The organism is Hydrogenimonas cancrithermarum (assembly GCF_030296055.1).
Classification (GTDB): Bacteria; Campylobacterota; Campylobacteria; order Campylobacterales; family Hydrogenimonadaceae; genus Hydrogenimonas; species Hydrogenimonas cancrithermarum.
The window spans coordinates 1,352,501-1,372,273 of the sequence record NZ_AP027370.1 but is presented as its reverse complement, the minus strand read 5'-3'; the positions used below and the strand labels follow the sequence as shown (position 1 = coordinate 1,372,273).

The 19,773-nt window shown below is 51.4% G+C and carries 19 protein-coding genes, 1 tRNA gene and 1 rRNA gene (1 of these 21 running past the window's edge); 12 read left to right on the top strand and 9 right to left on the bottom strand.

Annotated features, from left to right (window positions below):
• Position 1: 1 nt before the first annotated feature.
• Entirely contained in the window at positions 2–619 is a 618-nt protein-coding gene (locus QUD54_RS07045) for a hypothetical protein (RefSeq protein ID WP_286336051.1), read from the top strand.
• 4 nt (positions 620–623) lie between these two features.
• Positions 624–3,011, top strand: coding sequence for an HD domain-containing phosphohydrolase (locus tag QUD54_RS07040; protein ID WP_286336050.1), 2,388 nt, complete (start codon positions 624–626; stop codon positions 3,009–3,011).
• A gap of 131 nt (positions 3,012–3,142) precedes the next feature.
• On the opposite strand, the gene feoB is transcribed toward QUD54_RS07040, so the two are convergent.
• The 7 genes from feoB to dnaG all read right to left on the bottom strand — a co-directional run bounded on the left by feoB (position 3,143) and on the right by dnaG (position 9,924).
• Positions 3,143–5,209 carry a ferrous iron transport protein B gene (gene feoB / locus QUD54_RS07035; RefSeq protein WP_286336049.1) on the bottom strand — a complete coding sequence of 689 codons (2,067 nt, stop codon included), beginning with the start codon at positions 5,207–5,209 and terminating at the stop codon, positions 3,143–3,145.
• Positions 5,206–5,490 carry a hypothetical protein gene (locus tag QUD54_RS07030; protein ID WP_286336048.1) on the bottom strand — a complete coding sequence of 95 codons (285 nt, stop codon included), beginning with the start codon at positions 5,488–5,490 and terminating at the stop codon, positions 5,206–5,208. The genes feoB and QUD54_RS07030 overlap by 4 nt, the downstream gene beginning before the upstream one ends.
• The gene (locus tag QUD54_RS07025) at positions 5,480–5,701 is read right to left on the bottom strand and encodes a FeoA family protein (RefSeq protein WP_286336047.1); all 222 of its coding nucleotides are present in this window, start codon (positions 5,699–5,701) and stop codon (positions 5,480–5,482) included. Before QUD54_RS07025 ends, QUD54_RS07030 begins: the two co-directional genes overlap by 11 nt.
• Position 5,702: 1 nt before the next feature.
• Entirely contained in the window at positions 5,703–6,965 is a 1,263-nt protein-coding gene (locus tag QUD54_RS07020) for an OprD family outer membrane porin (protein ID WP_286336046.1), read from the bottom strand.
• Between the two features lie 193 nt (positions 6,966–7,158).
• Positions 7,159–7,234: transfer RNA gene (locus QUD54_RS07015), tRNA-Ala, on the bottom strand.
• 37 nt (positions 7,235–7,271) lie between these two features.
• Positions 7,272–8,252 (bottom strand): argininosuccinate synthase domain-containing protein, encoded by a 981-nt coding sequence (locus tag QUD54_RS07010; RefSeq protein ID WP_286336045.1) that lies wholly within the window; start codon positions 8,250–8,252, stop codon positions 7,272–7,274.
• Entirely contained in the window at positions 8,230–9,924 is a 1,695-nt protein-coding gene (gene dnaG / locus QUD54_RS07005) for a DNA primase (protein WP_286336044.1), read from the bottom strand. The genes QUD54_RS07010 and dnaG overlap by 23 nt, the downstream gene beginning before the upstream one ends.
• A gap of 134 nt (positions 9,925–10,058) precedes the next feature.
• On the opposite strand from dnaG, the gene QUD54_RS07000 reads away from it, so the two are divergent.
• The 9 genes from QUD54_RS07000 to QUD54_RS06960 all read left to right on the top strand — a co-directional run bounded on the left by QUD54_RS07000 (position 10,059) and on the right by QUD54_RS06960 (position 17,515).
• Complete coding sequence (locus QUD54_RS07000; RefSeq protein WP_286336043.1) at positions 10,059–11,099, top strand: tetratricopeptide repeat protein; 1,041 nt, start codon at positions 10,059–10,061, stop codon at positions 11,097–11,099.
• Positions 11,074–11,508: a ribonuclease HI gene (gene rnhA, locus QUD54_RS06995; RefSeq protein ID WP_286336042.1), complete on the top strand. Its 435-nt coding sequence runs from the start codon at positions 11,074–11,076 to the stop codon at positions 11,506–11,508. Before QUD54_RS07000 ends, rnhA begins: the two co-directional genes overlap by 26 nt.
• Positions 11,501–12,184, top strand: a complete 684-nt coding sequence (rnc, locus tag QUD54_RS06990; protein ID WP_286336041.1) for a ribonuclease III — start codon at positions 11,501–11,503, stop codon at positions 12,182–12,184. Before rnhA ends, rnc begins: the two co-directional genes overlap by 8 nt.
• Positions 12,181–13,260: a chorismate synthase gene (gene aroC / locus QUD54_RS06985; RefSeq protein WP_286336040.1), complete on the top strand. Its 1,080-nt coding sequence runs from the start codon at positions 12,181–12,183 to the stop codon at positions 13,258–13,260. Before rnc ends, aroC begins: the two co-directional genes overlap by 4 nt.
• Positions 13,261–13,409: 149 nt before the next feature.
• A complete protein-coding gene (locus QUD54_RS06980; protein WP_286336039.1) occupies positions 13,410–14,156 on the top strand; it encodes a metal ABC transporter solute-binding protein, Zn/Mn family in 747 nt (248 codons plus the stop codon).
• Positions 14,153–14,935 carry a metal ABC transporter ATP-binding protein gene (locus tag QUD54_RS06975; protein ID WP_286336038.1) on the top strand — a complete coding sequence of 261 codons (783 nt, stop codon included), beginning with the start codon at positions 14,153–14,155 and terminating at the stop codon, positions 14,933–14,935. The genes QUD54_RS06980 and QUD54_RS06975 overlap by 4 nt, the downstream gene beginning before the upstream one ends.
• Complete coding sequence (locus QUD54_RS06970; RefSeq protein ID WP_286336037.1) at positions 14,928–15,743, top strand: metal ABC transporter permease; 816 nt, start codon at positions 14,928–14,930, stop codon at positions 15,741–15,743. Before QUD54_RS06975 ends, QUD54_RS06970 begins: the two co-directional genes overlap by 8 nt.
• A 3-nt stretch (positions 15,744–15,746) precedes the next feature.
• Positions 15,747–16,574 carry a UTP--glucose-1-phosphate uridylyltransferase GalU gene (galU, locus tag QUD54_RS06965; protein ID WP_286336036.1) on the top strand — a complete coding sequence of 276 codons (828 nt, stop codon included), beginning with the start codon at positions 15,747–15,749 and terminating at the stop codon, positions 16,572–16,574.
• Positions 16,574–17,515, top strand: a complete 942-nt coding sequence (locus QUD54_RS06960) for a D-2-hydroxyacid dehydrogenase (RefSeq protein WP_286336035.1) — start codon at positions 16,574–16,576, stop codon at positions 17,513–17,515. The genes galU and QUD54_RS06960 overlap by 1 nt, the downstream gene beginning before the upstream one ends.
• Here the strand turns inward: QUD54_RS06960 and QUD54_RS06955 are convergent.
• The gene (locus QUD54_RS06955) at positions 17,512–17,919 is read right to left on the bottom strand and encodes a thiamine-phosphate pyrophosphorylase (RefSeq protein WP_286336034.1); all 408 of its coding nucleotides are present in this window, start codon (positions 17,917–17,919) and stop codon (positions 17,512–17,514) included. The genes QUD54_RS06960 and QUD54_RS06955 overlap by 4 nt on opposite strands.
• Entirely contained in the window at positions 17,903–18,625 is a 723-nt protein-coding gene (locus QUD54_RS06950; protein WP_286336033.1) for a Bax inhibitor-1/YccA family protein, read from the bottom strand. The genes QUD54_RS06955 and QUD54_RS06950 overlap by 17 nt, the downstream gene beginning before the upstream one ends.
• Before the next feature lie 386 nt (positions 18,626–19,011).
• Here QUD54_RS06950 and QUD54_RS06945 point away from each other — a divergent pair.
• Positions 19,012–19,773 (top strand): 16S ribosomal RNA (locus QUD54_RS06945) (it continues 767 nt past the right edge of the window).

Here is a 19,773-nt window from a genome sequence, read left to right as displayed (position 1 = left end):
CATGAAAAGGGCGCTCCTCCTTAGTTGTATGGGTGTGCTACTCTTTCTTTTCAGCGGATGCCAGTCTCAGGAACAGGGACGGCCGAAAGTGCTCGGGCAGGAGAACGATAAACTCGTTTATGCCCAAAGAATGCTCAATCGTTCGACTCAGCCGAAAACCGATGAATTAAAACTCAAAAAGATGGAGCTTCAGACCCGAAAAGAGATCGAAATGCTCCATGCCGAAAAAGAGCTGGAGATAGCCCGCTTGAAAGCACAGAGCGAAGGATCGAAATTTCAGACGGAAAAAGAGATCGCACTCAAAAAAGTCGAAATGGAGCGTGAACTGTTCCTCGGTGATCAGAAAATCAAAGGGTGGATGATCGTCTTGGCAACACTTTTCCTCTTTTTGCTCGTGTGGATCGCTTACAAACTCTTCAGAGATCACCAAAGACAGAAGCTCCGCCTTTTCGAAGAGCGGCTCAGGCATGAAAAAGAGCTGCAGGAGAGAGAGCTGCAGGCACGTATAACCGAAAAAATGATAGAAGCACTCGGAAGCGGAAATCTCTCCGAAGTACAACAACAGAAATTGCTGGAGTCGTTTTCGGGTTCGAACCGCAATCTTCCAATGAAACAGTAGCCCCATGGTCGGGATATTTCGCAAGATCACGATCCGTACCAATATCCTGACCAATATCCTGATCGTCGTCACGATTGTGGCGGGGGTACTTTTGTGGCTACAATACCGCTTTTCACAGACGATGGTTCTGGATGCGACCCGAAACTCTTTTGCCGATGCCGCCGGGAAAATCACGCTTCATCTTCAAGATGGCGACAGACTTGCCAAGACGATTATCGATCAGATGGAGCTCTATCCCGGTCTCACTTCGAAACCGAAACGTCCACTTCCTTTCGAAACGATTCGAAGATTTTCCCGGACGATGCAGTCGATCAATACAATCTATGCAATCTACCTGGGATATCCGGACGGCGATCTTTTCGAAGTGGTCAATATGAAGATGGATGAGCGGCTCTATAAAATATATCGTGCGCCGCTTTCCTGCCGCTGGATGGTAATAAGGGTCTACGACAAGATGGGAAAGAGGGTTCGGGAATTTCTCTACCTCGATAAATCGATGCATCTGATCGGTTCGAGAAGTGAACCTTCCAACTATGGTGTAACGGTGCGCCCATGGTATCTGCAGGCAATGAAAAGCGACAAGGCCGTACGCAGCGCCCCCTATCTTTTCAGTAATCTTGGTGAAAAAGGTATCACCTATTCCAAAAAGGTGGAGGGGAGTGAAACGGTCATCGCACTCGATCTTACACTCGACGAGATGAACAGGGTTCTCAAAGAGCAGGTTTTCGCCCCGACGGCTAAAATCGTCATGTTCGACCACAATGGATCGGTGATCGCGTCATCCGACGGATCGGCACGCATCGGCCCCATGCTTTACAGCATTTTGCAAGCAGGCGATGTCGGTAAAGTCGTTCTTTCGGATACATCACACGGCAGAGAATTCGTCATGGTAACCGAACTATCCGAAGAACTCGGAAAAAACAGCTATCTCGGCTTCAGTGTCGATGCGGAAACGATGCTTGCACCCTATATGCAAAAGATCTACTACGCTTTCGGTGCCGCTTTTATCGCACTGCTTTTGTCGATCCCGCTGATTTTCTTTACCACCTCCCGCATTGTCAGGCCGATCAAGGCATTGATGTACGAGAACGAGAAGATCAAGGCACGCCGTTACGACGAGGTCAGGCCGGTCAAAACCAACATTATCGAGCTGATCGAGCTTTCCGAGTCGCTTATATCACTGTCGCGAAGTATACAGGCCTATGAAAAATCGCTTAAAGATATGATGCACGCTTTTATCAGGCTGATCGCCGATGCGATCGATGCCAAATCGCCTTATACCGGCGGTCATTGTAAACGGGTGCCGGAGATTGCGAGAATGCTGGCCGAAGCGGCTGAAAAGTCTGACGAAGGGGAGTGTAGGGAATTCGCATTTAAAAACGACGAGGAGTTTGAGGCGTTCGAGATGGGTGCGTGGCTGCATGATTGTGGAAAAATCACGACGCCGGAATTCGTTGTCGACAAGGCGACGAAACTCGAAACCATCCATAACCGCATTCATGAGATTCGTACCCGCTTCGAAGTGGTTTGGCGCGATATCGATATCGAATATTACATAAGGCTTCTGGCAGGAGAAGAGAGGGAGAAACTCGCAAAATGGAAAGAGGAGGAGCATAAAAAGCTTCTCGACGATTTTGCGTTTGTCGCTGCGTGCAATATCGGCGGAGAGTTTATGGACGAAGAGAAGAAAAACCGTATCAAGGAGATTTCCGAACGTCGGTGGATGCGCCATTTCGACAACCGGATCGGTCTATCCGAAATCGAAAAGATGCGCTTGAACGATACAAAAGAAAACGACCTTCCGGCTGAAGAGAAGCTTCTTTCGGACCGTCCGGAGCATCTTGTCGAACGGGTTGGGTTCGATGAGGAGGAGTATGATCGCCTCGGCTTTAAACTCGAAGTCCCCACATACCTTTACAACCAGGGAGAGATCTACAATCTCTGTGTCGAAAAAGGTACACTCACCCCGGAAGAGCGATTCAAGATAGAAGAGCATGTCATCATGACGATCCGGATGCTCGAACGACTCCCTTATCCAAAATCGATGAAGCGGATTCCGGAGTATGCGGGAACGCACCACGAGACGGTCGATGGCACCGGCTATCCGAGACGTTTGAGCAAAGAAGAGCTCTCCATCCCGGCGAGAATCATGGCGATCGCCGATATCTTCGAAGCACTGACGGCATCGGACCGCCCCTACAAAAAGGCGAAAAAGCTCTCCGAAGCGCTGCAGATCATGGCCTATATGGTCAAAAACGGCCATCTGGACGGCGAGCTCTTCACCCTCTTTTTAGAGGCGAAGATCTATAAAAAATATGCCAGGAAATATCTGGAGAGAGAGCAGATCGACGATGTCGATGTCGAGGCGCTGCTGGGTATCGCTCATGGGTGAAATGGTACGGCTTGTCATTGGGCCCGAGGCAAAAAGCCTCTTGCCTGGCCCATTCGCTCGATGAACGATGGGAACTCAGCGTCAGCTTCGCTAAATAGCCGAGAGATTGTATAGATTTCCGCCAAACCTATTCATATAAGAATGTGATAACTCACAAAAGCCAGGATCCACGCCAGGACGTTGGGGTAGACCGTGTAGAAGCTCCGCCAGGCCCACTGGGGGATTTCGGCGTAGAAGGTGCTCATGGCCGCCAGGCAGGGCGAGTAGATCATGATCATGATGATCATCGAGATCGCCGCCGCGAAGGAGATGTTGGCCTTGATCACGTCGCCCAGGTTTTCATCCTCGTCGCTGGTGTGGTAGAGCACCGCCAGGGTCGAGACGACCACCTCTTTGGCCGCCAACCCCGAGATGGCGGCCACACTCATCTTCCAGTCGAAGCCGATGGGAGCGAGAACCGGTTCGATGGCCCGGCCCATGTCGGCCAGGTAGCTGTGTTCGAGGATGTAGGCGTTCATTTCCGTCTCTACGGCGCTCTTTTGCTCGTCGCTCTGGGCCAGTTCGATCTTCTTCTCGAAATCGGCTACGGCCGTGTCGTCGACGGGGTAGCTGCTCAGAAACCAGATGATGAAGGCGGCGGCCGCGATGAAGGTTCCCGCCTTTTTCAGGTACATCTTCGTCTTGATCCACAGATCGAGCCCCAGCGCCTTGAGGGAGGGGAAGCGGTATTTGGGCATCTCCATGACGAAGGGTTCGGGTTCGCCCTTGAAAAGGGTCAGCCGCAGTACCTTGGCAGTAACCAGACCCAGGAACGCCCCGCCGATGTAGATGCCGAACATCACGTTCGCCTGCACTTCGGGTGCGAAGAAGGCGCCCACCAGCAGGACGTAGACCGGCAGTCTCGCCCCGCAGCTCATGAAGCCCAGCACCAGCATCGTGATGAGCCGGTCCTTGGGGTTTTTGAGGGTCCTGGCCGCCATGTAGGCGGGCACCGTACACCCGAAACCGCTCACCAGAGGGATGAAGGATTTTCCCTGGAGGCCGAACTTTTTCAAGATCCCGTCCATGACGTAGGCAGCCCGGGCCATGTAGCCTGTCTGCTCCAGAATGTTGATGCCGAAAAAGAGGATCAGGATGTTGGGCAGAAACATCACCACAGCCCCCACGGCGGGGATGATCCCCTCGACGATCGCTTTGGACAAAAAGCCCTCGGGCAGTATGGCGCCCACCGCTTCGGAGATGTTGCCGAAGGTTTCGTCGATGTAATCCATCGGGATCGATCCCATCTCGAAGGTGAGCCAGAAGATCGTATACATGAAAAGCAGAAAGAGCGGCAGCCCCAGCACCGGATGGATCAGGATATTATCGATCCTGTCGGTGAGGGTCTCTCTTTTGGGCGCCTTGAGGATCTGGTGGACGATCCCCTTGGCCAGGGCCACCCGTTCGTCGGCGAAGAGATCCTTGACGTTCTCTTCGTCGAACTCGATCTTCAGCCGCTCCATCGCTTTTTGTAGCGGCTCGTGGACTTCGAGAAAGATAGGGCGGTCGTGGACCATCCGGTAGATATCCCTGTCCTCCTGAAGCAGCCGAATGGCGATGAAACGCGCGGGAAGCGGAAAGTTCTCTTTTTCGAGAATTTTCGCGATCGCTTCGGCTTCCTCTTCGATCCGCTCGTCGTAGCTGAGTTTGCAGCGGTAGTCGAGATCGTTGTAGGCCCCGATCGCCGCCGTAAAAAGCGCGTCGATATTTTCTTTTTCTTTGGCAGAAGTATTGACTGCTGCAATTCCCGTGATGTCGCGGAAACGCTCCGTATAGATGGCGCCGCCAAGCTTCACGACTTCGTCGTACATGTTGAAGGCGACCACCATCTTTTTGCCGAGACGACACAGCTGCAGGGTCAGATTGAGGTTTCGTGCGATCGTGTTGGCGTCGACGACGTTGATGATCAGATCGTACGATTCGTTCAAGAGATAGCTTTTTGTCACCTCCTCCTCGGGGGTGTAGGTCTCCAGAGAATAGAGACCCGGCAGGTCGATCATCTCGATCCGGTAGTCGCCTCTGGTAAATTCCACCTTTTTGTACTCCACCGTGACACCGGCGAAGTTGCCCACATGCAGATGGGCCCCGCTGATGGCGTTGATCAGTTGGCTCTTGCCCACGTTGGGCTGGCCGACCAGGGCGATTTTGATCGTTTTCATACTTCCACCTCCACACTTTCGGCTTCCTCTTTAGAACCCATCTCAAAAATCCACATGACCGGGAATGGCCCGCAAATGGTGCGATAACGAGACGAAAAGCGCAAGGCGTAGCCAAAAGCTACGTCGAGCATTTTCAACGTGGTCAGCGTGCCATTTGCGGGCCACCCTACGGGCGGAGCGATTTTGCCCCCTCTCTTTGTTGCTTCTCCTTGACGTGGCTTTGGCCACGCCTGCGTCGAACCGCCGCGACAGGAAGCAAAATCGCTTCCGTTACCGATCATGGGGATTTTTGAGATGGGTTCTACGCAGAGCCACGCGGCTGTCGCCCGCGATCACTTCGTAGGTCCCTTTCGCCAGTGTAAATTTGAGCATTTCGATGCCCTCTCCTTTGACGATGCCCAGGGATTGGAGCCTGTTTTTGATGGCGTCGTCGGTGGTCACGATCTTTCTTATTCTGGCACGCTTGCCGATCGGCAGTTCACTCAGTTTCATTTTAAAGCGCCTTGAAGTTGTAGTTGAGAATGATTCTGAACTGGTCGTAATCTTCGTCGGCGTCGGTTTTGTCGTCTATGAGAGCGTAGGCCAGGGTAGCGGTGAAACGTTCGCCGATGGCGTATTCGGCGGCGATGTCGGTTTCGGCGGTTTCGTAGTCGTCACTCTCGTCGGCTGCAAAATGTCCGTAGACCACGCCCACATTCAGCCCATCGAGGCCCAGCCCGGCGAAGTCGTAGCCCGCCCCCGCGATCCATGCGTCACCCTTTTGCCCCACGGCATCGAGGGTCTGATCCTCCAGCGAGGTGAAGAAGGGTCCGCCGCCCAGACTTCCGAAAGCGCCCGTGTCGCCGCCCGCGGCGTTGTAGGCTGTCAGCAGCATCAGACCGTTTTCAAAGGCCGCTTCCAAGCTCACACCCCAGGTTTGGCTGTCGATGTCACCCAGCACTTCGTCGCCCCGCTCACCGGCGGTGTCGTATTGCGCTCCGAAAGTGAAGGTGGCCAGCTCCGTGGGAAGCTCGTAGCCCGCTTCCAGATAGATGACGTCGGCGATGTCGTCGATGTCGTAGTACCACGCCTGAAGCGTCAGGTTGTCAAAGCCCTCGTAGATGGCGGAAGCCAGATAGATGCCGTTCGTCTTCTCGTCGCTTCCCATCACTTTTTCGACGGGGACGAATTTTTTGGCGTCCACGCCGTTCTCCCATCCGGCCATCTGATCTACCTGTCCGAGTGTGAGTGTGAGGCCCTCACAGTCGGTGTTGGTGAGCAGGTAGGCCATGAAGTAGTTGGGCATCATACGGATGTCGTCACTGTCGGCATGGGGCGTGTCGATCATCTGCCGTCCGATCTTGATTTCGGTGTTGCCCCATTTGCCGTCTAGAAAAGCCTGGCTGAGTGTGGCGAATCCCTCTTTGCCGTCATCGAAGAAGTCGCCGTTGACCTTGTCGGGGTTGTCGCTTTGCAGCCCCATATCCTCGACGAAATATCCTTCGGCACCCACCATGATGCCGTACCACCGTTTCGAGTCCAGGTGCACATGGCCGCCGACGGCGAAGGCGTCGCTGTCGGGATCGGTGCTGGAGCCTTTCATATTCAGGTCGATGTAGCCGGCACGAAGCTGGGCTGTCGTATGTTCCAGTGGCTCCACTTTACCGAGAATGCCACGGACCGTCGTGATTTCGATGGACTGTTCTGTCACAACTTCTGCCATAAGAGAGGTACAGAGGAGTGTCGCAACAGCGATGGAACAGAGTGAAAGTTTCATAACGTAATCCTTTAAAATGATAATCGATATCAAAAGTTATGTCGGCATCATGACGAAAACAAGCTTAATAAATGATTAAAATGATAATGGTTATCATATAAAATATCGAAAAATATGGAAAATGGGAAAGGTAGGCTGGGTAAAAACAATGATTGTATTTATGAAATGGAGAAATAAAATAAATAGAAGAAAATGGTGGAGCATAGCGGGCTCGAACCGCTGACCTCCTCGCTGCCAGCGAGGCGCTCTCCCAGCTGAGCTAATGCCCCACATGCTTAAGAGAATCGAATTTTACTTCAAATTCTCTTAAGTTTTGATAAAATATTTTTGGGCAGGTTCTTTCGAATCGTAAGGACTTACGGTGTAGATTTGATCTCCGACAGCGACTTCATACATCTCTTCGGGTTTAGTTTTTCCGTAGGTTGCCGTCAGTTTGGCAGCGAGTTCTTTGTCGGCTTCGCCGGCATTGGCAGAGATGGCTGCGATGGGGCCGATGGCATCGATCAGGCGAATTTTTCTGTATTTCGGTGTGATTGCCGCATCGATCATCTCGTTGTCCTCTTTGTGCCGTCCGATCACCAGTTTGGAGCCGTCAGGGAGACGAAGATGGCGCCCGCATTTTAAAAGTGCGATATCTTCGACTTCCAGCGTATCGTATTTGATGAACTCTTCGATTTTTTTGGAAAAGTTTTCATCGGTCAAAAGACAGCCCCCACCCGGTTTTTCGAAATCTTTGAGCCCGATTTCTTCCGCCATCTTCAGTTGCACTTCCCGATTTCGTCCGGTAATGCCGAGCAGCTTCTCGCGGTCGACCCACCCTTCGCGCTCGGGAAGTGTCGGCGGCAGTACTTTCGCACTCATCGGCCGAAGCAGGATATCTTCGGTCTCCGACAGGCCCGCCACCAGGTCGAGCGCATCGCGCCGCTGGCTCATCGGCCGCTGGCCCACCACCTCGCCGCTGATGAGGAAACTGGCTCCCCACGGCTCCATCAACTCTTTGGCGATCTTGAACATGTTACCGTGGCAGTCGATGCAGGGGTTGAAGTTTTTGCCGTAGCCGTACTTCGGGTCGAAAAGGATTTCACGCAGATACTGATCTCGGATATCGAGCGTGCGTAGCTCCACCCCGACTTGATCACACATATTCTGCATATGCTCCAGTTTGCTTTTGGTACTGCCGAATCCGATATCGATATTCAGAGCGATCACCTCGATCCCCTGGTCTTTGATCAGTTTGATCGCCAGGGTACTGTCGAGACCGCCGCTAAAAAGTGCGATTGCTTTCATAAGGGACAAGTTCTCCTCGTTTCAAATGGTTGATATAATCTTGATATTTGCGAATATAAAAAATCTTTTTTTCGAATGGAAGTCTATCATCTTTTTTTATATTGTCAAGTGCTTTTTTGTAGTAGCGCTGCAGAAAGTAGACGAGCTGTTTTTTGAGCTCCTCTTCACTGTAGGTGACGATCGTATCATCCAGTTCGATACGCAGTAGATCTTCATGTTCTCCACCTTGGAGTAGCGCTTCGAAAGCTTCGCGGTGGACACCGAACATCGAGCTGTCCATCGTATCGAGTACCATATCGGTAAGCGTCGGGATCTTGAGCAGTGTTTTGATGATACTCTCTTCGGCGACATCCGTAAGGGTGAGAAACGGTTGCGGTTGGGACGGCTGTTGTGTCCCTCTTCTGTCGTGTGAATATTGGCGATATACCGGTTTCTCCGTTTTGGGTGCGAGCATCGCCACGTTGACGCCAAGACGCAGTGCCGCGTAGGGAAGATACTTCTCCTGTACGAACGGCGAGAGTGTAGCGAGGTAGTTTTTCACCGTATGGAAAGCATCCTCTTTCCCTTTGGGCGTATGAATATTGTGCTGCGAGACGATCTGGTCGATCACGAACTGTGCATAGGGGATCGGTTTGGAGAAAAGCGCTTCGATGGCATCGGCATTGCCGGCATTGACCATGTCGGCCGGATCCATCCCGTTGCCAAAGAGAACCACGCCTCCTTCGAAGTTGTGGCTGCTCAGCAGCAGGGCCGCTTTCATCGCGGCGTTGATACCCGCATTGTCACCGTCGTAGGCGACGATCACTTCGGGCTCCCCTTTTTTCAAAAGAGGCAAATGATCGTTCGTTAATGCCGTTCCCAGCGTCGCGACGGCGGTGCCGAAACCTGCCTGGTGGAGCATGATGACATCCATGTACCCTTCTACCACGATGAGCCGTTTTTTGCGGTAGATCTGCTCCTTGGCCAGGTGGTAGCCGTAAAGAAGACGCGACTTGTTAAAGAGTTTCGTCTGTGGGGAATTGATATATTTGGCAGGATGGCTGCCCATCGTCCGACCGCCGAAACCGACGGGCATACCCGACGGCGAGTGAATCGGAAAGATGATGCGGTCGATCAGTCTGGCATAGTAGCGCCCGCGGTCGTGGCCCAATATGCCCACCTCTTCAGCTTTTTGCATCGGGATCATCGCTTTTTGCAGAAAATGAAGCGTCTCTTCGGAGGAGGGGGCGTAACCGAGCGAGAACTTCTCGATGCTCGCAAGCGAGACGCCGCGCGCTTTCAGGTAGTTTTTCGCCCCTTCATGGTGCTCGAGGTTGGCACGGTACCACTGGCCGACCGTCTCGAGAATCCGTTTCTCTTCACCACCGCCTTCTCTGCCTTCCGTGTATCGGAGCGTGAAGTTGTACATCTGCGCCAGTTTCTCGATCGCTTCGGGGTAATTGAGCTTTTCATACTCCATCAGAAATTTGATCGCATCCCCGCCGGCACCGCATCCGAAACATTTGTAGAACTGTTTGGTGGGACTGACGATGAAGCTCGGTGTCTTCTCGTCATGAAAGGGGCAGAGCCCTTTGAAATTGGAGCCGTTTTTTTTGAGTTCGACATAGTTGCCGACCACGTCGACGATGTCGATGGTCTGCTTCAGCTGCTCAATGGAGTTGTTATCTATCATTGTTTTATTATATAATAAATAAGTACTCTTTGCAGAGTGCCGGTGAGTGGTGAGTAGTGCGTAGCGAAAAGCGAAAAGCGTTCGATGCTACCTACTGCCCACTACCCACTACCTACGCTCGAAAAGGTCGGTCAGTGGATGCGCTCCTCATAGATTATCGTGATCCGTTGTTTGCCGTGCTGCTGATTGCAGGGATGGTCTTTGTCATCGCTTTCGTCAGTTACTGGTGGGGTGTCTACGTCAAGTCACGCAAATCACGCCGCCTGCAGCGCTTTTTGAAGCGTTTCGAAACGCATGGGGTAAGGAAGAGTCTCGAATCGATGCCCTATACGCCGGCAATGACTCAGCCGTTGGTGTTGCTGGCGCGCGCTTATGAAAAGAGTGGCGAATACAACAACGCGATCGAGATCGGGCGCTATCTGCTCGAACACTGCCAGGATGAACCGACCACATACGAGCTGATGGAGCTCGTGGGCACAACCTATATGCATGCCGGTTTTCTGGAGCGGGCACGTTCCACTTTTTTGCAGATTCTCAAGTCGAATCCGCGCAACAAGAAGGTACTCAACGATCTGATGGTGGTCTATGAGCGACTGCAGGATTTCAAACGTGCCAAAGAGGTGATCGAACCGCTCGAGGCGCTTGGAGTCGAGGTCGATGACCTCAAACTCTATCTCGATCTCAAGATCGTTCTGGCCGATTCGCAGATCGAACATGAAAAGAAGATCGAAAAGGTGATATCGCTCTACAAAGCCCACAAAAAATATGAACGGACAGTGTTTGAATATTTGCTCAAAAACGAACCGCAGCGGGCATGGGAGATGGTGCAGGAGGCCAATATAGAGCGGCTCATCGACATCTTCTGGTTTCTTCCGGCCTCCTTTATGGATTATGACAGAATCAAGGAGAGTCCAAAGCTGCGTGCCATTTACGGGGCGCGCGGCGATATCGAGCCGAGTCCTCCGATCGGGTGGTTTTTGATCGATATGCTCAACCATCTGAAAAAGACAGGCTTCAACGAAGCGACGTTGCAGTTCGCTTATCTGTGCAAAAGTTGCAAACAGCAGTTTCCGGTGCCGTTTGAGCGTTGTCCGAGATGCATGGCGCTCGACAGTGTAGTCGTGGAGAGGGAAATTACAAAGGCGGGAAATGAAACAGGTTACAATCTTCTCTGACGGTTCGAGTCTGGGCAATCCTGGCCCGGGTGGTTACGGAACGATTCTTCGTTACGGTGATAGAGAGAAGGAACTCACCGGCGGTGAGCCGATGACGACCAACAACAGAATGGAACTGTTGGCTGTCATCGAAGGTCTCAAAGCTCTCAAAGAGCCGTGTGACGTGACGATATACAGCGACTCCAGTTATGTTGTCAATGCGATCAACGAGTGGCTTGACAACTGGATCAAAAAGGATTTTAAAAAGGTGAAAAACCCCGACTTGTGGAAAGCCTATATCGAAGCGGCTAAGCCGCACAGAGTCAAGGCGATATGGGTACGCGGCCACAACGGTCACCCGGAAAACGAGCGGTGTGACGAGCTGGCACGCACGACCGCGGAAAAATTTAAGGAGAATTTACATGGATGAGCTTAAGCCTCTTGAAGATCAGCTTGGATACAAGTTCAAAGACCGGCAAAAGCTTGTAGAAGCGTTAACCCACAAAAGTTACAAAAAGCCTTACAATAACGAGCGCCTTGAATTTTTAGGAGATGCGGTGCTCGATTTGGTGGTCGGTGAATATCTTTACGACAAATTCCCGAAAGCGAAAGAGGGGGAATTGAGCAAGATGCGTGCATCGCTCGTCAACGAAGCGGGTTTCAAGAAGTTGGCCGACGCATTGCATCTGGGTGATTATATCTATATCTCCGCCGCGGAAGAGAACAACAAAGGGCGTGAAAAACCTTCACTGCTTTCCAACGCCTTCGAAGCGCTGATGGGGGCGATCTATCTCGAATCGGGTCTCGATGAGGTACGACGCATTACAATCGACCTGATCGAGGCGTGCTATCCGAAGATCGATCTGGGTTCGCTTTTTAAAGATTACAAGACGACATTGCAGGAGTTGACGCAGGCGAAGTTCGGCGTCATTCCCGACTATATCCTCAAAGATGCGACAGGCCCCGACCACAACAAAGAGTTCGAAGTACAGGTTTTCGTCAACGACAGATTGCTCGCTACAGCCAAAGGCAAGAGTAAAAAAGCTGCGCAGCAGGAGGCGGCACATACAGCACTCAAGCTGCTGAAAGATGAGGATAAGTCATGAGCAATACATTTGGTAAGAGATTTCGTATGACCACGTTCGGCGAGTCGCATGGCAAGGCGATCGGCTGCGTTCTCGATGGGGTACCGGCAGGGCTCGAGATAGACGAAGCCTTTATCCAGAGTGAACTCGATCGTCGCCGTCCGGGTAAAAACGCTTATGCCACAGCACGAAAAGAGCCCGACAGTGTCGAGATTCTCAGCGGTGTTTTTGAAGGCAAAAGTACCGGTACGCCGATCGCGATGGTAATCTTCAATACCAACCAGAAGTCCAAAGACTATGGCAACATCAAGGATCTTTTCCGTCCCGGTCACGCCGACTTCACCTACTGGGAGAAGTACGGTATCCGTGATTACCGCGGCGGCGGACGGAGCAGTGCGCGTGAGACCGCCGCACGCGTGGCAGCAGGTGCTGTGGCGAAGCTGATGCTGCGCGAGATCGGTATGAAAGTCGAAAGCGGCATTTTCAAAATCGGTGACGTCGAAGCGAGGAAGTACGACTTCGACTACGCCAGAAACAGTGAAATCTTCGCGCTCGACTCGTCGATGGAGCAGGCGCAGAAAGATACCGTGCTTCGCGCCAAAGAGGCGCACGACAGTATCGGCGGTGCGGCCCTCGTTCGTGCCACCGGCGTCCCGGTGGGTCTCGGCGAGCCCATCTACTACAAACTCGACGCCGTCCTGGCCGAAGCGATGATGGGAATCAACGCCGTCAAAGGGGTCGAAATCGGCGAAGGGATCCACAGCGCTGAACTGCTTGGCAGTGAAAACAACGACGAGATGACGCACGAAGGTTTTCTCAGCCACCATGCCGGCGGAATCCTGGGGGGCATCAGCAGTGGAGACACACTCGATATCAAAGTCTATTTCAAGCCGACCCCGTCGATTTTCAAGCCGATGCAGACCCTCGACATTCATGGCGCAGAGGTTACCTGTGAACTCAAAGGTCGCCACGACCCCTGTGTCGCCATCCGCGGCTCCGTCGTCGCCGAAGCGATGGCTGCTTTGGTGCTGGCTGATATGCTCCTTCTGAACATGGGGCGGAAGATGGAACAGGTGCGCCGCGCTTATGCGCAATGAAAGGATTTTGGATTTTGGATTTTGGATTTTGGATTAGACGGTTTTTCGTAGTATTTCTGGTTTTTGTGCCGAGTTTTATGTTGGGTAAGGTGAATGTTGTTGTCAGTGTGATTCCTCAAAAGACTTTTGTAGAAAAGATAGCAGGAAATTTGGCTGATATTACAGTAATGGTGGCACCGGGAGCTAGTCCTGCAACCTATGAGCCAAAACCTTCGCAGATGAAAAAGGTGACCAAAGCCCAAATCTATTTCGCCATAGGTGTCCCTTTCGAAAAAGCGTGGTTACCAAGATTTAAGACCCAAAACCCCAAAATGCAAATCATCGATACGACCAGGGGCATAAAAAAACTTCCCATGGCCAGCCATCATCACCATAAACATCCTCAACACTCAACACTCAACACTCAACACTCTCTCGATCCCCACGTTTGGCTCTCCCCACCTCTTGTCAAAATTCAGGCCAGAAATATCGCCGAAGCACTCGGAAACATCGACCCGGCACACAAAGCGGTCTATAAAAAAAATCTGGAAAAGTTCGAGTTGGAAATCGATGAACTCGATCTGAAACTTCGTGAGATTCTCAAGCCGTGCCATGGCAATGCGATGATGGTTTTTCACCCCTCTTGGGGCTATTTTGCACACGCTTACGGTCTCAAGCAAATTCCGATCGAAATCGAAGGAAAAGAGCCGAAGTCAAGGGAACTGGTTCATCTGATACGCGAAGCGAAAGAGGAGGGAGTCAAAGCCCTCTTCGTGCAACCGCAATTTTCCAAACGGACGGCCAGGGTGATCGCCGAGTCGATTGGAGCGAAAATCGTAATGGCCGATCCTCTGGCACCCGACTGGTCCGACAACCTGCTTCGTATCGCCAAAAAAGTTTGTGAAGTCGCCCGATGAGTCAGGTTGCTGCCGAGGTTCGACATCTTTACTTCTCCTACAACGAGCAGCCGGTACTCGAAGATGTCTCTTTCCAGGTCGAAAAAGGAGATTTCCTTGCGATAATCGGCCCAAACGGCGGCGGAAAGAGCACGCTTTTAAAGCTGATGATGGGCATCCTGAAGCCCGATCGCGGTGAAGTGCTTCTGTTTGGAAAGCCGCCCCGGACAAGCGGAGCGGTCATTGGATATGTACCGCAGGAGACGGGGCATAATCTCGATTTTCCCATCACGGTGCTCGATGTAGTGCTGATGGGGGTACTTCACCGTCGCAATCTGTTACGACGCTACGACGGTGACTTGAGAAAAAAAGCGCTGGATGCACTTGAAAAAGTGAAGATGGATCAATTTTCCGACCGCCGCATCGCCGAACTTTCCGGCGGGCAGCGGCAGCGAGTGCTTATCGCCAGAGCACTCTGCAGCGATCCCGATATCCTGATGCTCGATGAACCGACGGCGAGTATCGATTTCAATGGTCAGCACGAAATATTCGAACTTCTCGAAATACTCAACAAAACGATGACAGTGATCGTCGTCAGCCATGATATGAGTATGGTGATGGGATACGCAAGGCATGCCGCCTATGTCAACAAAACGGTCGTCATGCACACGATCGATCCCCATACCCGATACCAGATCAAACATGAGCTCGAAGGCCACGAAGGGCACTACTGCGGGGCGGAGTTCTGGCAGGATATGGGCCGAAAAATCGAATGTACCGAGGAGTGCAAACATGCTTGAAGCGCTTCAGATGCCATTTTTCCAGCATGCGCTGATCGCCGGAGTGCTGATCGCCGTGGCGATCGGGCTCATCGGTCCTTTGACGATGGCCAACAAAATGACCTTCATGAGCGGCGGGATCGCCCATGCCACCTACGGCGGTGTCGGTGCCGCCATCTTTTTCGGCTTTTCGATTCTGCTCGGTGCGACGCTTGCCGCACTTTTGGCAGCCGCCGTCATCTCCGTCATCTCCTACCGTTATGCACACCGTGCCGATACCGCCATCGGAATCGTCTGGGCCGTCGGTATGGCGATCGGTGTCATTTTGAGCGATTTGACGCCGGGCTACAATGTCGACCTGATGAGTTTCCTTTTCGGTTCCATCCTCGCTGTCGGCAGTGACGACCTCTGGATTATGGGCTTTTTCGACATTGTGGCACTCGGTCTGGTTTGGTTCTTTTATTATGACTTTATGGCGCTTAGTTTCGATCCGGTCTTTGCGAAACTTCAGGGGGTGAAGACACAACTGCTCCATCTGCTTTTACTGGGACTTGTAGCCATTACAGTCGTACTGGCAATGCGTCTTGTGGGACTTATCATGGTCATTGCACTGCTGACAATGCCGAGTTTTTCGAGTGAACGCTATGTCAAGTCGCTTGGGGGGATGATGCTTTTTTCTATCCTTCTTTCGGCTTGCTATATTGTAGGGGGTCTGTTTTTCGCTTATTGGTATGACCTCTCTTCCGGTGCTTCAGTCATTCTCGTGGCCGCCTTTGGTACAATTGCGTTATTTATGATGAAAAACACTTTAAAATTTCAAAAAGGTTAATCTATGATCAAACGATGTCTTTTTCCAGCTGCCGGTTATGGTACCCGTTTTCTTCCTGCTACCAAAGCGATGCCGAAAGAGATGCTGCCCGTGATGGCCAAACCGCTGATTCAGTATGGGGTCGAAGAGGCAGTCGAAGCCGGTATGGATATCATGGCGATTATCACAGGTCGCGGAAAACGTGCAATCGAGGATCATTTCGACATCAGCTATGAACTCGAACATCAGATCAAAGGGAGTTCCAAGGAACACCTGCTCGACGATATCAGGGAATTGATCAACAAATGCACTTTTACCTATACCCGTCAGATCGAAATGAAAGGTCTGGGTGATGCGATCTACAAAGGACGCGTGCTTATCGGTAATGAACCTTTCGCTGTTCTTCTTGCCGATGACCTCTGCACCAATACGGAAGGGGACGGTGTTCTTGCACAGATGGTCAAGGTGTATGAAAAATACAGATGTTCCATTGTCGCGGTTCAGGAGGTTCCGATGGATCAGGTAAACAAATACGGCGTGATTTCCGGAAAGGAAATCGACAGCGGGCTCTATATGGTCGACACGATGGTCGAGAAACCGGAGCCTGAAGAGGCACCGTCGAATCTCGCCATTATCGGCCGTTATATCCTCACTCCTGATATTTTCGAGCTGATTGAACAGACCGAACCCGGCAAAGGGGGCGAGATACAGATTACCGATGCGTTGATGGCACAGGCGAAGAAGGGGATGGTGATGGCGTACAAATTCAAGGGACGCCGTTTCGATTGCGGAAGCATCGACGGTTTTGTCGAAGCGACCAACTATTTCTATGAGAAAAGCAAGGAAAAGTGATGAAACTGGTCATTCTCGATGCAAAAACAGTGGGTGACGATATTGACCTGAGCGTCTTTGAGACATTCGGTGATGTGACGATCTACCAGACGACGACACCGGGTGAAAGGATTGAACACTGCAAAGATGCCGGTATCGTCATTACCAACAAAGTGGTTATCGATAAAGATGTCATCGACGCATCCCCCTCACTCAAACTCATCTGTGTCGCCGCGACGGGGATGAACAATGTCGATATCGAATATGCCAACGAAAAAGGTATCGAAGTCAAAAATGTCGCCGGATACTCCACACACAGCGTCGTCCAGCACACCTTCGCGATGCTCTTTTATCTCATGGAAAAACTTTCCTATTACGACAACCACGTCAAAAGCAAAGCTTGGAGCCGATCGGGTATCTTCACCTGTATCGACCGGCCATTTCACGAACTTCGCGGCAAGCAGTGGGGCATCATCGGTTTCGGAACGATCGGCAAAGAGGTGGCCAAAGTGGCCGAAGCGTTTGGTGCCACGGTCGTCTACTACTCCACCAGCGGCGAAAACGATGATCCCCTCTATCCACGCATGGAGCTCGATACGCTTCTAAGCACCTCGCATATTGTCTCCATCCATGCACCACTCAATGAAAAGACCAGAGATCTGCTCGATTTTACGCGTCTTGAAAAGATTCAGGCCGGATCGATCCTCCTCAACCTTGGACGCGGTGGTATCATCAATGAAACCGATCTGGTCCATGTAATGGATGATAAAGAGATCTATGTGGGGCTGGATGTGACAGAAATTGAGCCACTGCCGGAAGACTCCATTCTCTTTGAAGCGGCCAATCCCGATCGACTTTTCATCACGCCACATATCGCCTGGACGAGTATCGAGGCACGTCAGGAACTGGTGAAAGGGATTTTCAACAATATCGCCGTGTTTTTGAAAAAACACACGATTTAAACAAGATTTTCCTGCTCGAGCGCATAGAGTTCGTATCGGATCGTCTTGAAATCTTCCGATTTTGCCGGATCGATCAGCTTGAAGCTCTCTTCGAGCACGCGTGCCGCTTCTTGGGCGCGTTTGTAGTTGGCCAGGAGCAGACTCGTTATATCTTCACGTTCCATCTCTGTCTTCACACTCTTTTTCAACACATCGTTTTGAATGTCTCTGTGCGGAAGTAGTTCAAGGTAGTTGTCGATTTTGGCAAGATGACGGAGTGATTTTAGCTTTGAAGCGATTGATTGATTATCGTAGAGGTATCGGTTGATGTCTTCGATGACGCGAATCCCCTCCTTCAGGCGGTTGAGATTCGCATCGACCAGCCGAAAAAGTTTCGACTGGAGAGGGTTACTCTTCGCGTCCACCGAAAATACCAAGAAGCTGCAGTAGTGAAATGAAGAGATTCAGAACATCGAGATAGATCGCTACCGCCGCTTCAACCGGTGTTGCGAACTCTCCTTGAATGATGCGCTGGGTATCATAGAGGATAAAGGCACTGAAAAGCAGTGCCCCAACACCTGCGATGACAACCTGCAGCATCGGACTGCCGAGAAAAATATTGATGACCGATGCGATGATGACAATGACGAGGGCGATCAAAAGACCTTTGCCCATTCCGCTGAAGTCACGGGTCGTGTTCATCGCAAAGAGGCTGAGTCCGCCTGTGATGACCGCTGTCAGGAAAAATGCCTGACCGACAATGCTTCCTCCTCCCGGTAGAGCCAGAATGGTGGAAAGCAGCGGCGCAAGCGTCAGACCCGTCATGAATGTAAAGCCAAACAGCATGAGCAGATTGAGGCCGGGTTTGGTTCGTGTGAACATCAGCCCAAAGAGCATGGCGAACTCAAGAATGACTAGACCCCAGTACCATGACTGGATCGCTGCAGCCATACCAGTACCGAGGTAGGCACCTGCCGTTGCTGCGATACAGGAAGCCGCAAAAAGTTGATAAGTCTTTTTTACAAACGCGGCAAGATCCGATTCTGTTTTGATCTGCGGCTCTTCGTATGCACGTTCTGTCTGGCGGTGTGCACCTTGGTTGTGAACGTAATCACGGTTGTAGAGTGACACATCGTCTCCTTTTATTTTTATTTAAGATTTATTACGAAGCGATTATAGCTTATGTTCATTTGAAAATCAAGATAGCTGTATACATTATATTAAAAGAATAAAGAAAATTTAGAAAACTGGTACATTTCGAAATTTTTCGAATTTTTTCCGAAATTCGGTGAAAAAACTCTTGACAAGAGGTTTGTATGGTGCTATAATTCCCGTCCACAAACGATGGAGCCCTTGAGTAAGGGACTTCGAGAGGTCGTGAGTGAGTCATTTGCGAGAGTGACAGACGAGATCTTTGACAACCAAGTAAGAGATAAGTAAGAACCTTTGAGCTTTTAAGCTTTTGTGACTTTCAAGTAAAAGTCAACACAAACAGTCGACAAGGTTTAAATTGTCCATTTATGGAGAGTTTGATCCTGGCTCAGAGTGAACGCTGGCGGCGTGCCTAACACATGCAAGTCGAACGAGAACGGCTCGATGAACCTTCGGGGGATTCGAGTGTCAGCTAAGTGGCGCACGGGTGAGTAATGTATAGGTAACATGCCCCTTGGAGGGGGATAACAGCTGGAAACGGCTGCTAATACCCCATATTCCTATAGGACGTCAAGTCGTATAGGGAAACGGTTTATTCCGCCAAGGGATTGGCCTGTATCGTATCAGCTAGTTGGTGGGGTAATGGCCCACCAAGGCGATGACGCGTAGCTGGTCTGAGAGGATGATCAGCCACACTGGAACTGAGACACGGTCCAGACTCCTACGGGAGGCAGCAGTGGGGAATATTGCACAATGGGGGAAACCCTGATGCAGCAACGCCGCGTGGAGGATGACGCATTTCGGTGTGTAAACTCCTTTTCTGTCGGAAGATAATGACGGTATGACAGGAATAAGCACCGGCTAACTCCGTGCCAGCAGCCGCGGTAATACGGAGGGTGCAAGCGTTACTCGGAATCACTGGGCGTAAAGGACGCGTAGGCGGGTTCGTAAGTCAGGTGTGAAAGCCCACGGCTCAACCGTGGAACTGCACTTGAAACTGTGAACCTAGAGTCTGGGAGAGGCAGATGGAATTGGTGGTGTAGGGGTAAAATCCGTAGAGATCACCAGGAATACCGATGGCGAAGGCGATCTGCTGGAACAGTACTGACGCTGAGGCGTGAAAGCGT